The organism is Roseibium marinum (assembly GCF_002906165.1).
Lineage (GTDB): Bacteria > Pseudomonadota > Alphaproteobacteria > Rhizobiales > Stappiaceae > Roseibium > Roseibium marinum.
On sequence record NZ_PPCN01000002.1, the window covers coordinates 304536 to 317386 of the forward strand.

The 12851-nt window shown below is 59.1% G+C and carries 13 protein-coding genes; 3 read left to right on the plus strand and 10 right to left on the minus strand.

Annotated elements, in window-relative coordinates; genetic code table 11:
• Positions 1-152 precede the first annotated feature (152 nt).
• From leuC to trmD, 3 genes are all read right to left on the minus strand, one after another.
• On the minus strand, positions 153-1565 hold the full coding sequence (leuC, locus tag CLV41_RS08370; protein ID WP_103221858.1) for a 3-isopropylmalate dehydratase large subunit: 1413 nt from the start codon (positions 1563-1565) through the stop codon (positions 153-155).
• A 263-nt stretch (positions 1566-1828) separates the two neighbouring features.
• On the minus strand, positions 1829-2299 hold the full coding sequence (gene rplS, locus CLV41_RS08375; RefSeq protein WP_103221859.1) for a 50S ribosomal protein L19: 471 nt from the start codon (positions 2297-2299) through the stop codon (positions 1829-1831).
• 223 nt (positions 2300-2522) lie between these two features.
• Positions 2523-3233 (minus strand): tRNA (guanosine(37)-N1)-methyltransferase TrmD, encoded by a 711-nt coding sequence (trmD, locus tag CLV41_RS08380; protein WP_103221860.1) that lies wholly within the window; start codon positions 3231-3233, stop codon positions 2523-2525.
• 226 nt (positions 3234-3459) lie between these two features.
• On the opposite strand from trmD, the gene CLV41_RS08385 reads away from it, so the two are divergent.
• Complete coding sequence (locus CLV41_RS08385) at positions 3460-3978, plus strand: VanZ family protein (protein ID WP_103221861.1); 519 nt, start codon at positions 3460-3462, stop codon at positions 3976-3978.
• Here the strand turns inward: CLV41_RS08385 and rimM are convergent.
• The 5 genes from rimM to cueO form a co-directional block, all read right to left on the minus strand.
• Positions 3939-4481, minus strand: coding sequence for a ribosome maturation factor RimM (rimM, locus tag CLV41_RS08390; RefSeq protein WP_103221862.1), 543 nt, complete (start codon positions 4479-4481; stop codon positions 3939-3941). The two genes, CLV41_RS08385 and rimM, sit on opposite strands and share 40 nt — an antisense overlap.
• A gap of 87 nt (positions 4482-4568) precedes the next feature.
• Positions 4569-4985, minus strand: a complete 417-nt coding sequence (gene rpsP, locus CLV41_RS08395; protein ID WP_103221863.1) for a 30S ribosomal protein S16 — start codon at positions 4983-4985, stop codon at positions 4569-4571.
• An 18-nt stretch (positions 4986-5003) separates the two neighbouring features.
• Entirely contained in the window at positions 5004-5327 is a 324-nt protein-coding gene (locus tag CLV41_RS08400) for a chorismate mutase (RefSeq protein WP_170107147.1), read from the minus strand.
• Between the two features lie 2 nt (positions 5328-5329).
• Positions 5330-6889, minus strand: a complete 1560-nt coding sequence (gene ffh, locus CLV41_RS08405; protein WP_103221864.1) for a signal recognition particle protein — start codon at positions 6887-6889, stop codon at positions 5330-5332.
• Between the two features lie 261 nt (positions 6890-7150).
• A complete protein-coding gene (gene cueO, locus CLV41_RS08410) occupies positions 7151-8731 on the minus strand; it encodes a multicopper oxidase CueO (protein ID WP_170107148.1) in 1581 nt (526 codons plus the stop codon).
• 380 nt (positions 8732-9111) lie between these two features.
• Here cueO and CLV41_RS08415 point away from each other — a divergent pair, with 380 nt between their 5' ends.
• The gene (locus CLV41_RS08415; RefSeq protein ID WP_103222020.1) at positions 9112-10491 is read left to right on the plus strand and encodes a TrkH family potassium uptake protein; all 1380 of its coding nucleotides are present in this window, start codon (positions 9112-9114) and stop codon (positions 10489-10491) included.
• Positions 10492-10585: 94 nt separating this feature from the next.
• Here CLV41_RS08415 and CLV41_RS08420 read toward each other — a convergent pair whose 3' ends face one another.
• Together CLV41_RS08420 and CLV41_RS08430 are read right to left on the minus strand one after the other, a co-directional pair.
• Complete coding sequence (locus CLV41_RS08420) at positions 10586-10816, minus strand: EF-hand domain-containing protein (RefSeq protein WP_103222021.1); 231 nt, start codon at positions 10814-10816, stop codon at positions 10586-10588.
• A 323-nt stretch (positions 10817-11139) separates the two neighbouring features.
• A complete protein-coding gene (locus CLV41_RS08430) occupies positions 11140-11811 on the minus strand; it encodes a YggS family pyridoxal phosphate-dependent enzyme (protein ID WP_103222022.1) in 672 nt (223 codons plus the stop codon).
• A 216-nt stretch (positions 11812-12027) separates the two neighbouring features.
• Between CLV41_RS08430 and CLV41_RS08435 the strand changes: the two genes are divergently transcribed.
• Positions 12028-12768 carry a substrate-binding periplasmic protein gene (locus CLV41_RS08435; protein WP_103221867.1) on the plus strand — a complete coding sequence of 247 codons (741 nt, stop codon included), beginning with the start codon at positions 12028-12030 and terminating at the stop codon, positions 12766-12768.
• The last annotated feature ends 83 nt before the right edge of the window (positions 12769-12851 follow it).

The window sequence follows — 12851 nt, forward strand, 5'->3', positions numbered from 1 at the left end:
TGTTGATAGGCGCAGTCTGGCAAAGGGGCTGTCGTAAACCTCTGAATCGCTTGATCAAAACGCGCAAACCCTGTCTCAGGCCGGCGATTTTACCCAAACAACGTAAAAGGGCGCCCGCGGGCGCCCTTCAAAATTCCGGTTCCTGTCCCGAATCAGTCGACGGTCCAGTCGCGGATATCGACGAAGTGACCCGCGATCGCGGCCGCCGCCGCCATGGCCGGAGAAACGAGATGGGTACGACCCTTGTGGCCCTGCCGGCCCTCGAAATTCCGGTTGGAGGTCGAGGCGCAGCGCTCGCCCGGCTTCAGCTTGTCGGCGTTCATCGCCAGGCACATGGAACAGCCCGGTTCGCGCCATTCAAAACCCGCTTCCTTGAAGATGACGTCCAGGCCTTCCTCCTCGGCCTGTTCCTTCACCAGCCCGGAGCCAGGCACCACCATGGCACTGACACCTTCCGCAACCTTGTGATTGCCGATCACGGCCGCTGCCGCACGCAGGTCTTCGATACGTCCGTTGGTGCACGAACCGATAAACGCCCGGTCGATCCGGATATCCGTGATTTTCGTACCCGGCTCGAGACCCATATATTCCAGCGCGCGTTTCTTGGACTGGCGGCGGTTCTCGTCCTCGATTTCAGCCGGATCCGGCACGACGCCTTCCACGGAAACGACATCTTCCGGCGAAGATCCCCAAGACACGATCGGCGGCAGCTTGGCCGCATCCAGTTCCACGACCTTGTCGAAATAAGCTTCGGGGTCGGTATGCAAGGTCTTCCAGTAGGCCAATGCCATGTCCAGGGCCTCGCCCTTGGGAGCCTTCGGCCGGCCCTTGATATAGTCGAAGGTGACCTCGTCCGGAGCGATGAGGCCCGCGCGGGCACCGGCTTCGATGGACATGTTGCAGACCGTCATCCGGCCTTCCATGGACAGCGACCGGATGGCCTCGCCGGCATACTCGATGACATAACCGGTCCCGCCGGCGGTTCCGATCTTGCCGATGATCGCCAGAACAATGTCCTTGGCGGTCACGCCGTCCGGAATCCGTCCATCGACCTTCACCAGCATGTTCTTGGCTTTTTTCTGGATCAGCGTCTGCGTGGCCAGCACATGTTCGACTTCCGACGTGCCGATACCGTGGGCCAGGGAACCGAAGGCACCGTGGGTCGAGGTATGGCTGTCGCCGCACACGATGGTCATGCCGGGCAGGGTGAACCCCTGTTCGGGCCCGATGATATGAACCACACCCTGGCGCATGTCGAGTTCGGAGTAATATTCGACACCGAATTCAGCCGCGTTTTTGGCCAGTGTTTCCACCTGCAGCGCGGACTCCGGATCGTCAATGCCGTGGCTGCGGTCCGTGGTCGGCACGTTGTGGTCGACGACCGCCAGGGTTTTCAGCGGCTGGCGCACCTTCCGGCCGGTCATGCGCAGGCCTTCAAAGGCCTGCGGACTGGTGACTTCATGCACCAGGTGGCGATCGATATAGAGCAGACCGGTGCCGTCCGGCTGCATGTCGACCACGTGGTCGTCCCAGATTTTGTCGTAAAGCGTCCGTGCCTTGACCATGGGTCTCTCCTCGTTCCGTCCGGTTCGGCCGCGCCGTTTGTCACAGCGATCGCATCGGCCTGCACGCCTGGCGTCATCTGAGACGGCAGAGCGGCATTATGTAGAATTTAGATAGTGAATGACCCAGCTCTGCTTGAAGGTCAAGCATTGCGAGTTGAGTTGAATTCAACTGGGATTGACCGGCCGGCCGCGCCTGTCATGCCGGCAGATATCAAAAAGGCGGCCTCAAGGACCGCCTTTCGAAACCGGAATGCCGCATGGGCTTATTCGGCTGCGGTCTCCGCAGCTTCCTGCTCGGCCTTTTTCGCTTCGGCCTTGGCGGTCTTTACAGCGGTGGCTTCCGCACGGACTTCATCGTTAAGCCGCTTGGAGCGAACATTGGTGTTTTCGACAATACGGGCCGATTTGCCGCGACGGTCACGCAGGTAATAGAGCTTCGCGCGGCGGACCTTGCCGCGGCGGACAACCTCTACGCCTTCCAGCATCGGCGAAAAAATCGGGAACACACGTTCCACGCCTTCACCGTAGGAAATCTTGCGGACCGTGAAACTTTCGTTGATGCCGCCGCCGGAGCGAGCGATGCACACGCCTTCATAGGCCTGGGTACGGGTACGGGTACCTTCGGTGACCTTCACGTTGACACGAACGGTGTCACCCGGCGAAAATTCCGGCAGCTTGCGCTGCTCTTCGATTTTCGCCATTTCGTCGGCATTCAGCTGCTCGATGATATTCATGGCATGTTTCCCTTTTCATTTACAAAGCGGTCAGAGCGTTCTCCGAAAGTCAGGGAACGAATTCACCAGCTCTGGGCCATGTTGCATATCCGCCGGATTTTCATGAGATTTCCGGAACGTCCGGGGCTCATTGTCGAAAAGCAGGTCCCCTGAAAAGAGACATACCTTCACCCAGCTTCCGCGGGCGTATACAGGGATTTTCCGCAAATGTCATGCGGATTCTTCAATCCACGTCGTCCTCGTCCGCCATATAGGCGTCCCACAGATCCGGGCGACGTTCGCGGGTGAGGCTTTCGGCTTCCGCCATGCGCCACTCGTGGATCTTCCGATGATTGCCGGAGGTCAGCACCTGCGGAATGGACAGGCCCTCGAACTCCGCCGGGCGGGTATAGTGCGGATGTTCCAGCAGTCCTGTCTCGAAGCTCTCCGTTTCGGCACTTTCCATATTGCCCATCACCCCGGGAATCAACCGGACGACCGCATCGAGAAGGCTGATCGCGGCGATTTCGCCTCCGGAAAGAATGTAATCGCCGATGGAAACCTCCTCCAGGCCGCGCGTATCGATGACGCGCTGGTCCACCCCCTCGAACCGGCCGCAGATGATGACCGCACCCGGTCCCTCCGCCAGCTCATGCGCCCGGGCCTGCGTGAACGGAACGCCGCGCGGGCTCATCAGCAGTCTCGGACGCGGATCGCCGGCGGGCGAGGCGGCATCGATCGCCTTTGCCAGAATGTCCGCCCTGAGAACCATCCCGGCCCCGCCGCCGGCCGGAGTATCGTCCACGGAGCGGTGTTTGTCCGTGGTGAAATCACGTATCTGGCTGGCCTCCAGCCGCCAAAGGTCCTTCTCAAGCGCCCGCCCGGAGAGACTGTGTCCCAGGGGGCCCGGAAACATGTCCGGATAAAGCGTCAGAACTGATGCTGAGAAGGTCATGATTGTCCCTGCCGATAATCGCACGCCGGTAATTCAATCCGGTCCTGGACCGGTTTAAACGCGGTAGAGCATCTTGTCTGCGTCCAATTGAAAGCGGCGCGCGCTAGGAAATTGTTAACCAGACTGAGGAAAGAACGTCCGATCAACAGGTTATTTGCCGGAGAGAAAGTTCTGATTAAGGGTCGGCATGCGATCGTTGAGGACTGATTCAACCGGATATACCACTGTGGTCAAATTCCCTTCATTGCGAGTGAAGCTCCCCGCCTTTTTACAGGACCGGATCGACCGGCATTATCTGGATATTTCCTTCAGCCGGGTCGCACCGCTGGCGGTGTTGATAGTCTTTGGTGTCCTGGTCGGACTGGTGTTCAACACCGGCGTCGGACACCCATACGACAAGGTCATCCATATCGGCTTTTTTGCCCTGCTGACCCTGGCCATCCACGCCCTGTTCTGCTGCCGCCTGCGCATTTCGGCTGTCGTGGCTTTCGGCATGGGGATCGCCGGCGAGATTGTGCAGGGGCTTCTGCCGCATCACGAAATGTCATTGCCCGATACCTTTGCCAATGGGGTCGGGGTGGCGTTGATCGTCGCGCTGATCGCCCTCATCCGCTCGGAGAGCAGGCAGGCTGTTGAGGATGAACAGGAAGAATTGAATCTGGGTCAGATGGGACTTGAACCCGTGCGAAGACGCTATTTCTCCGGTCAACCCTCGGACGGTTCCGGCACGCCCTCGGATAAATAGTCGTCCGGCAGGACCACAGTCACACGTTTTTCCGCAAGACTGATTTCCGGCACGATTTCTCTCGTGAACGGGACGTAGAAGGTCCCGCCTCGCCTCGGACGGATTTCCAGCAGATCCCCGGCGCCGAAATCCTGCACGGAAACGACTTTCCCCAGCATCTTACCGGACTGATCGATGACCGTGAGACCGTTCAGGTCCGAGTAGTAGAATTCATCTTCATCAGGTTCGGGAAGCTGATCCCGGCGGATATAAAGCTCAACGCCATTGAGTTCCTCCGCCTGGTTGCGGTCGGCGATCCCCTTGAATTTGGTGATCACGACCGTTTTCTTCACACGCGCATGTTCAACTTCAAAGGAGCGTTTACCGTCCTTCGTGGTCAGCGTGCCGTAATCGGAAAAGGAAAGCGGATCGCCGCCGAACGGTTTGACCCGTACCTCGCCGCGAATGCCATGGGCCGCGCCGATCAGGGCCATCAGAACTTTTTGATCGTCCGATACGCTCATCTCAGCAAGTCCTGAAACCTGCCGCGCCCTGACGGGCGCGGACCGGTTGCTCTGGTGAACAGGCCGCTACGGCCATGATCGTGGTACTTATTCAGCGGCGGCTTCCTCAGCGGCGGGTGCTTCGGCAGCGGCTTCTTCCGCAGGCGCGGCAGCAGCGGCGGCAGCTTCCTCATCGGCAAGACGCTTGGCTTCCACGCGCTCTTTTGCCTTTGCACCCGGCTCGGCTTTCTTCGGATTGTTGCGCGCATCGCGCTTCAGAAGGCCAGCGGCGTCGAGGAAACGGTGAACACGGTCGGTCGGCTTGGCGCCGGTATTGAGCCAATACTGAATGCGCTCGACATCAAGCTTGACGCGGTCTTCGGAATCCTTCGGCAGCATCGGGTCGTAGGAACCGACCTTTTCGATGAAGCGGCCGTCGCGCGGAGCGCGGATGTCCGCGATAACGATACGGTAATACGGGCGCTTCTTGGAACCCCCGCGTGCAAGGCGAATTTTAGTAGCCATTTTATTTTCTCCAGTTTTTCAGTTGCCGGCTTCAGCGGCAATGGCTTCATGATGCCGGATCACTTCGCGAACGATGAAGTTCAGGAATTTCTCGGCAAAATCAGGATCGAGATTGGCGTCGCAGGCAAGCTGCCGCAGCCGTTCGATCTGAATCTTTTCCCGCGCCGGATCGGCTGGCGGCAGGTCGTTGTTTGCTTTCAGGACACCCACTTTCTGGGTGCATTTGAACCGTTCGGCCAGCATGTGAACCAGCGCCGCGTCGATATTGTCGATGGACGCCCTGAGCGCTTTCAGTTCTTCCACGGCCTGGCTTTCACCCAGCCGGGTTTCGGCTTCGCTCATGCTCATCGCTTCTTGCCCTTGCCCAGACCCGGCAGGCCGGGCAATCTCGGTCCGCCGAGGCCCGGAAGACCCGGCATGCCCGGCGGCAGCCCGGCACCGCCCAGTCCACCGGGAAATCCTCCGGCCATTCCACCCGGAAGGCCTTTCGGCAACTCCATGCCGCCCGGCAACTGGCCGGATTTGGCCATTTCCTCAAGCTCTTTCGGATCGACATCCGGCATACCGCCGCCCATGCCACCCATCAGCTTGCCGAGCATGCCTTTTTTCTTGCCCATAGACTTCATCATGTCGGCCATCTGGCGATGCATCTTCAGAAGCTTGTTGACTTCGGCCACCTGAACGCCGGATCCAGCGGCAATGCGTTTCTTGCGGCTTGCCTTCAGGATGTCGGGTTTGCGGCGCTCCACGGACGTCATCGACTGAATGATCGCGACCTGGCGCTTGAACACCTTGTCGTCGATATTGGATGCCTCGATCTGCTTTTTCATTTTGCCGACACCCGGCAGCATGCCCATCATGCCGGCCATGCCGCCGAGTTTTTCCATCTGCTTGAGCTGCTCGGCGAGATCGTCCAGGTCGAATTGACCCTTCTGCATCTTTTTCGCCATCTTCGCGGCCTGCTCCGCATCGATGGCTTCGGCCGCCTTCTCAACCAGCGAGACGATATCGCCCATTCCCAGGATGCGGTCGGCGATCCGCTTGGGATGAAAATCTTCCAGCGCGTCGGATTTTTCACCCGTCCCGATCAGCTTGACCGGCTTGCCCGTCACCGCCTGCATGGAAAGGGCGGCGCCGCCGCGGCCGTCGCCATCCATTCGGGTCAGCGCGATACCGGTGATGCCGACCCGCTCGTCGAAACTCTTGGCAAGGTTGACCGCGTCCTGGCCGGTCAGGGAGTCGGCGACCAGCAGGATTTCATGAGGCTGGGCGGCGGCCTTGACGTCGGCCATTTCCTTCATCAGCGGCTCGTCGATATGGATGCGGCCGGCGGTATCCAGCATCACCACATCGTACCCGCCGAGCTTGGCGGCGGACATCGACCGTTTGGCGATCTCGACGGGTCCCTGGCCCTCGATGATCGGCAGCGTATCGATGCCGTTCTGTTCGCCCAGCACCTTCAGCTGTTCCTGGGCGGCCGGACGGCGGGTGTCCAGCGAAGCCATCAGCACCTTGCGCTTGTCGCGCTGGGTGAGGCGCCGCGCGAGCTTGGCGGTTGTCGTCGTCTTGCCCGAGCCCTGCAGGCCGACCATCATGATCGCCACCGGCGCCGGCGCGTTCAGATCGATCGGATGGGCCTCTTCACCGAGCATTTCGACAAGCTGATCGTGAACGATTTTCACGACCATCTGGCCCGGCGTCACGGATTTGACGACTTCCGCGCCGACGGCCCGGTTGCGGACCTTGTCGGTGAAGGACCTTACGATCGGAAGGGCGACGTCAGCCTCGATCAGCGCGCGGCGGATCTCGCGCAGCGCTTCATTGACGTCATTTTCCGACAGAGCACCGCGGCCGGTGAGCTTGTCGAAAATACCGCTTAATCGATCGGACAGGCTTTCAAACATCAACAGGTCCTCAGGTCGTCATTTCCGGGAGATCTCCCGAACCATATGGGCGAACGGGGCCCTAAATCCAAGCCGATCAACCCGCGCAAAGCAGTTTCGCATCCGAGGGCGCGTCGCGCTGTCGGATGTTGACCTCCGGGATCTCTTTACGGGTCCCGGTCGGCGGATCGAATTGTCGTTCACTCATATGGAGTTCGGGGGTCTATGCCTGAAAGCATACGGAGAGTCAAGGAAACCTGCCGGATTTTCCGGCGGCAGGCATCACGAGACGGTAAACGCGGCCATCATTCCGGAATCCTCATGTTCCAGGATATGACAATGCGCCATGTAGGGCCTGTCCCTGGTCGCCGGATAGTCGAAGCGCACCTGGATCTCCACGGTTCCGCCTTTTGATATCGACGCCGTATCCTTCCAGCCCGCCATATAGGCCGGAGGCGCCTTTCCGTTGACGGAAACGATCCGGTACTGGCAGCCGTGAACATGCACCGGATGCTCCATGGCGTCCGTCCCCTCGGAAAACACCCAGCGTTGTTCCTGGTTCATGGCAACGTCGAAATTGACCTTGTCCAGGGCGAAGGATTTTCCGTTGATCGTGTTCGCCGACAACTGAACATCTTCCGGCAGTTTCGGCCCGTCGACCAGAAGTCTGGTCACGGCAGCGGCGATTTCGGCATTGACTTCGCCGTTTTCCATCAGTTTCGGAAGACCGGCCTTCATGAAGATGCCCATGCCCTCCTTGTCCATGTTCATGCCGAAGACCAGTTTCTGGGTCTTCGCGTCAGCCGGGAGGTTCGCGAGGGGCGGCAGGGTCACCAGGGCATCGGGCAACCGGCCCTTCCCGTCCTTGTCCTCCGGCCGGAAGGTCATGACCGCCAACGCCTTGTCGAACGGCGGCAGGTTCATGGCCATCTGATCGACGGGAAGCGTCATGAGATCGAAGGTGTTGCCGTCCCTGGCGTCGACCAGCAGCTCATAGCGCTCGCCCGCATTGACCATCAGATCTTTCAGCTCGACCGGCTCGGACAGCAGACCGCCATCGCTGCCGACCACGAAGAACGACTTGCCGCCTGACAGGGCCAGCTTGTAGCTCCGGGCGTTCGAGCCGTTCAGAATGCGCAGCCGCAACCAGCCTTTGGCGGTACGGGCCTGCGGATAAACGGCCCCGTTCACCAGCATGGTGTCCCCCACATAGCCGACCGTGATGGCCGCCATGTTGAAGCGGTGAAAGAACGAACCGTCCTTGTTGAACCTTCGGTCCTGCAGGATGATCGGAATATCGTCCACCCCCCATTCGGACGGCAGGCCCAGCGCATCGGCCTCGTCGTCGTCGATCAGGAACAGGCCAGCAAGGCCCTTGATCACCTGTTCGGCGGTTGTGGGATAATAATGCGGATGAAACCAGCATGTCGCCGCGGGCTGATCGATATTCAGCCGGGGCTCCCAGGACGCCCCCGGAGCGATGGCCTCCGCAGGGCCGCCATCGTCCTTGCCGGGAATTTTCAATCCATGCCAATGCATGGTGATCGGCTCGTCGAGCTCGTTGCGGACATTCATGGCGACGGTGTCGCCCCTGCGAACCCTTATCGCCGGTCCGAGATACGGGCCGTTGATGCCATAAGTCGGCGTTTTCATCCCATCGATGAAACTCATTTCGCCGGCAACGGTACGAAGCGAAATATTGCCTTTTGAATCAGGAAACAGCTGCTGAGGAATCGGCAGGGATGGCCGCTCGGTTGCCGCCCTTGCCATGCCGGTCAGCAGTCCCGGCAGAACAAGCGTGCCCGCGGTTCCTGCAAGAAACGCGCGCCGGTTGATATTCGGACGGAAAAGAACTGACGGCATCATGCACCCCGCGCTGAACGTTTCCCTGAACCAGGACCGTGAAATGCGGACCGCTTCGTCCGGCTAAATCGATCTGGATTTAAAAGGGTGTGACCCTGCCAAGGGTCCTCGGTAAAAATTACAATTTTCTTACGTAGCGGCTCCTGTCACAGTATTTTTCGCTCGAACCAGCCCTTCCGCATTCTTTCGGGCCAAATCAGCGTCCGCAACGGGACTGTTTTCCCTCTTGCCTTGCTTTTGGCACCGCACAAGTGGATAAGGGCGTCATCTGATACTTTCGACTGCCGTTCAGACAGCCGTCCATCCCGGATGCTCGGTAAATGAATTTTCGAGCTATAGCCTTACCGATCGGCCGTTTGCTCATCCTGATTTCGTTGTTGATGATCATCCCAGCAATTGCCGACGCATTTGCGGCGCACCCGGATTGGCGCGTCTTTCTCGTCTCCGGTCTGCTCCTGGGAACGGCCGGTATCCTGACGACAATAGCCTTTCGGGGCGAAAAGCCGCCGATCCATTTTCGCGAAGCGATCGTGTTCGTGAACGCTTCCTGGTTCGCTTTTTCCCTTGCCGCAGCCGTTCCCTTCTATTTCAGCGGTCTGGGGATCAGCTTTACGGACGCCTTTTTCGAAGCGGTCTCTGGACTGACCACGACCGGTTCGACCGTGTTGACCGGCCTTGACGGATTTCCGCCCGGCATCCTGCTCTGGCGTGCCCTGCTGCAATGGGTTGGGGGAATCGGTGTCGTCGCGCTCGGGATCTGGCTGCTGCCGGGCCTGAGGGTTGGCGGCAGCCAGCTCTTCGCACTGGAATCGTCGGAAAAAACCAGCAAGCCTTACGGCAAGATCGCACCGTTCGTCTATCGGCTGCTTGTGCTTTACGGCACCCTGACCCTCGGCTGCCTGCTTCTCTACCGGCTTTGCGGCATGAGCTTTTTCAACGCCATCGTCCATTCCATGACGACGGTCTCCACGGGCGGGTTTTCCACCTCCGACCGGTCCTTTTCCCAGTTTTCCGGTACTGCGGTCTACTGGGTCGCAAGTCTGTTCATGCTGTTGTCCAGCGTACCGTTTCTGTATCTGATAAGAAGCCTGGAACGCAGACGTTTCGACAGGGACACACAAATCGGTCTTCTGCTTTTCTTCGTGACCGCCGCATCCTTCGGCGTCTTTTATTTCGAACGCTTTATCGTGCATGACACACCGTTCCACATGTTCACGCTGGCGGTGTTCAATGTTGTCTCCGTCATCACCACGACCGGCTACGCCGCGAACGACTACCTCCAGTTCGGACCGGCCGTGATCGCGATCTTTTTCGTTCTGACCTTCTTCGGCGGCTGCAGCGGCTCGACGGCCGGCGGTTTCAAGATGTTCCGCATCGCGGTCCTGACCAGCTATATCCAGTCATTGTTACGCAGGATCGTGCGCCCGCACCGGGTGGCGGAACCGCGATATCAGGGACATGCCGTCACCGGCAACGTTCTTGAGGGAATTCTGATTTTCGCGGTTCTTTACACGGGTGCATTCGCGGCGTTTTCCGTGATTTACATGATGCTGGATCTCGATCTGGAAACCGCTTTGAGCGCCTCGATCACGGCGCTTGCGAATGTCGGCCCCGGCGTCGGCAATATCATCGGTCCCTCCGGGACCTTTCAGACACTGCCGGATGCCGCCAAGTGGTTCCTGGCCCTGGAAATGATCATCGGCCGGCTTGAAATCATCGCTGCAATTCTTCTGCTGACCCCTGACTACTGGCTCGACTGACACGACCAAAAAACCACCGCCGGGATAACTGTCCCGGCGGTGATCAGACAATCCGCTGTGCGCACAGCGGAGGGGTAATTGCCTGAAGCCGGAATTACGGCTGAACGGTTTCGAATTCGTCCGGATCCAGAAGGTTGTCCTGGTTCATGTCGGCGGCATTGAAAACGTCTTCGGACAGGCTCGGCACGGCGGCCGAAATCTCTTCGAAGGTGACGAACCCGTCCTGGTTGCTGTCGACGGCATCAAACGACATGCCCTGTGCGAGCGCTGCGGTGGAAGCTGTGAAAGCACCGACAAGAAGAGCAGCTGTAAGACGTTTGGACATGATTTAACCTCCAAGGGTTTGGTTTTTCAGGCTTAACCGCGCCAATGAGCCTCAATCGACTCCGCGTGGAAAGCCTGCCATTCCGTCCATTCACCGAGCCCCTGCGACCCGCTGAACCGGAACGGGCAGACAGTGCTGCGGGATCTCGACTGCCCAATGGCTGCTCTTGGGAAAGGTCACGGCATTGTTGTGACTGACAATTCGATTCAGCCACCGGCCGGTCAAAATCATGTCATTTTTGACGATTTCCGGCGGATGTACGGCTGAAAAATTCAATCAAGGCGTTTATTTTTCAAACCGGCCTGCCGCTCTGGCCCGGATCGTCACGCATAATCACGCTCACCGAAGATCGCCGAACCGACGCGGACACAGGTCGCACCGAAGCCGATGGCGATCCTGTAATCGGAAGACATGCCCATGGAAAGCTGGTTCAAGCCGTTGCGCCCGGCGATCTTTTCCAAAAGCGCGAAATGCTCTCCCGGCGCTTCGTCCACGGGCGGAATGCACATCAGACCGACGATATTCAGCCCAACTTCTTCCCGGCAGTCCTTTACAAAGGCATCGACGTCTTTCGGAGCTATACCGGCCTTTTGCGATTCCTCGCCCGTATTGACCTGGATGAAGCAGGGCAGATCCCTTTCCTGTCGGTCCATTTCCGCTTTCAGGGCCCTGGCGATCTTTGGCCGGTCGACCGTGTGAATGACATCGAAGGTCGCCACGGCCTCCTTTGCCTTGTTCGATTGCAGCGGGCCGATAAGATGCAGCTCGATCCCTTCAAAGTCTTCACGCAAACCCGGCCATTTGCCCATGGCTTCCTGAACCCGGTTTTCACCGAACACGCGCTGTCCGGCCTCCAGAACCGGACGGATGACCTCCGCGTCATACGTCTTAGATACCGCAATCAGGGAAACGGAACCCTCCTTGCGGCCATACGCGGCCTCGGAGCTGCGTATTTCGGCCCTTACCTCTTCCAGACGATCGGTTGCAGACACCATGAAATGCTCCAGTTGGACAGCGGCGATGAACCAGGCACCGGCACCGGCAAAGAGACGCGCCGCCGGTGTCGGCCCTGGCACCTCTTAGCAGATTCATGAAAATCCCTTCAAACCCTTCTTGATATTCCTCGCGTTTGCAGGAAGGTCTTACGCCTTTGTTCATTTCTTTTGCCCACGATCCGCGCCTATGAACCAGTACATTTCCCGATATCGCGAATGACCTCAGTTGGATTCCGCGCATTTGCGGTGGTCGTCGCGCTCGTTTTCCAGTGCGCTGCCGCGAATTCCGAGACCTTCACCTTCGCGGTCGGCGACTGGCCACCCTTCACTTCACGCGACGCTCCCGGCTTTGGGATGCACGCACAGAAGGTTACCGAGACTTTCCGGGCCGCCGGACACGACGTCCGCTTCGAATTCCTCCCTTGGCTCCGGTCGTTCGAAATGACCCGGCACGGCACCCTGCCCGCGACTTTTTCCTGGATTTTCGAAAAGGAAAGAGCAGAGGATTTTATCTATCCGGAAACGCCCATAGCTCTGGCCAGCTTCGTCTACTTCTACCGCAAGGACCGGTTTCCGGCCGGCCTGCAGGCCCTGTCCTTCGAGGAAGTCGCAGCGCGCGGGCTGACCGTCGTGGGCATTCCCGGCTACTGGTATCAGGCACCACTCGAAAAGGCCGGTGTCCTCTTTCAGGCGGTACCGGAGGAAGAACAGGCGTGGAATATGCTCGCGCGCGGCCGGGCGGACCTTTATATCGAGATCGACCGTGTCGGCCGGGCGCACAGTCGCGCCGTCCTGGATGATGCGGCGGAGTCCATCGCCATGTCGGAACCCATCCGTGTCTATCCGCTGTATATTCTCTTCAGCAAGACCCACCCGGACGGCGCACGGATGAAGAACATCTGGGACGCGCAGGCGGACCCGGCACGTATTTCTTCCGCCGGACCGGCGATCCGATAGCTTTACGAATGCGGCATTGCGAAATAAACAGGCAACTGCGAGATCAATCTCTTCTCACATGTTGACCCCGGACCTGATTTCTG

Bases quoted from the DNA above. Each gene is read 5' to 3' on its own strand.
- ffh (WP_103221864.1), bottom strand. From the start codon at position 6,889: ATGTTTGAAAGCCTGTCCGATCGATTAAGCGGTATTTTCGACAAGCTC.
- CLV41_RS08415 (WP_103222020.1), top strand. From the start codon at position 9,112: ATGATCATCCCAGCAATTGCCGACGCATTTGCGGCGCACCCGGATTGG.
- CLV41_RS08400 (WP_170107147.1), bottom strand. From the start codon at position 5,327: ATGAGCGAAGCCGAAACCCGGCTGGGTGAAAGCCAGGCCGTGGAAGAA.
- leuC (WP_103221858.1), bottom strand. From the start codon at position 1,565: ATGGTCAAGGCACGGACGCTTTACGACAAAATCTGGGACGACCACGTG.
- trmD (WP_103221860.1), bottom strand. From the start codon at position 3,233: ATGACCTTCTCAGCATCAGTTCTGACGCTTTATCCGGACATGTTTCCG.
- CLV41_RS08420 (WP_103222021.1), bottom strand. From the start codon at position 10,816: ATGTCCAAACGTCTTACAGCTGCTCTTCTTGTCGGTGCTTTCACAGCT.
- CLV41_RS08435 (WP_103221867.1), top strand. From the start codon at position 12,028: ATGACCTCAGTTGGATTCCGCGCATTTGCGGTGGTCGTCGCGCTCGTT.
- cueO (WP_170107148.1), bottom strand. From the start codon at position 8,731: ATGCCGTCAGTTCTTTTCCGTCCGAATATCAACCGGCGCGCGTTTCTT.
- rpsP (WP_103221863.1), bottom strand. From the start codon at position 4,985: ATGGCTACTAAAATTCGCCTTGCACGCGGGGGTTCCAAGAAGCGCCCG.
- rimM (WP_103221862.1), bottom strand. From the start codon at position 4,481: ATGAGCGTATCGGACGATCAAAAAGTTCTGATGGCCCTGATCGGCGCG.
- CLV41_RS08430 (WP_103222022.1), bottom strand. From the start codon at position 11,811: ATGGTGTCTGCAACCGATCGTCTGGAAGAGGTAAGGGCCGAAATACGC.
- rplS (WP_103221859.1), bottom strand. From the start codon at position 2,299: ATGAATATCATCGAGCAGCTGAATGCCGACGAAATGGCGAAAATCGAA.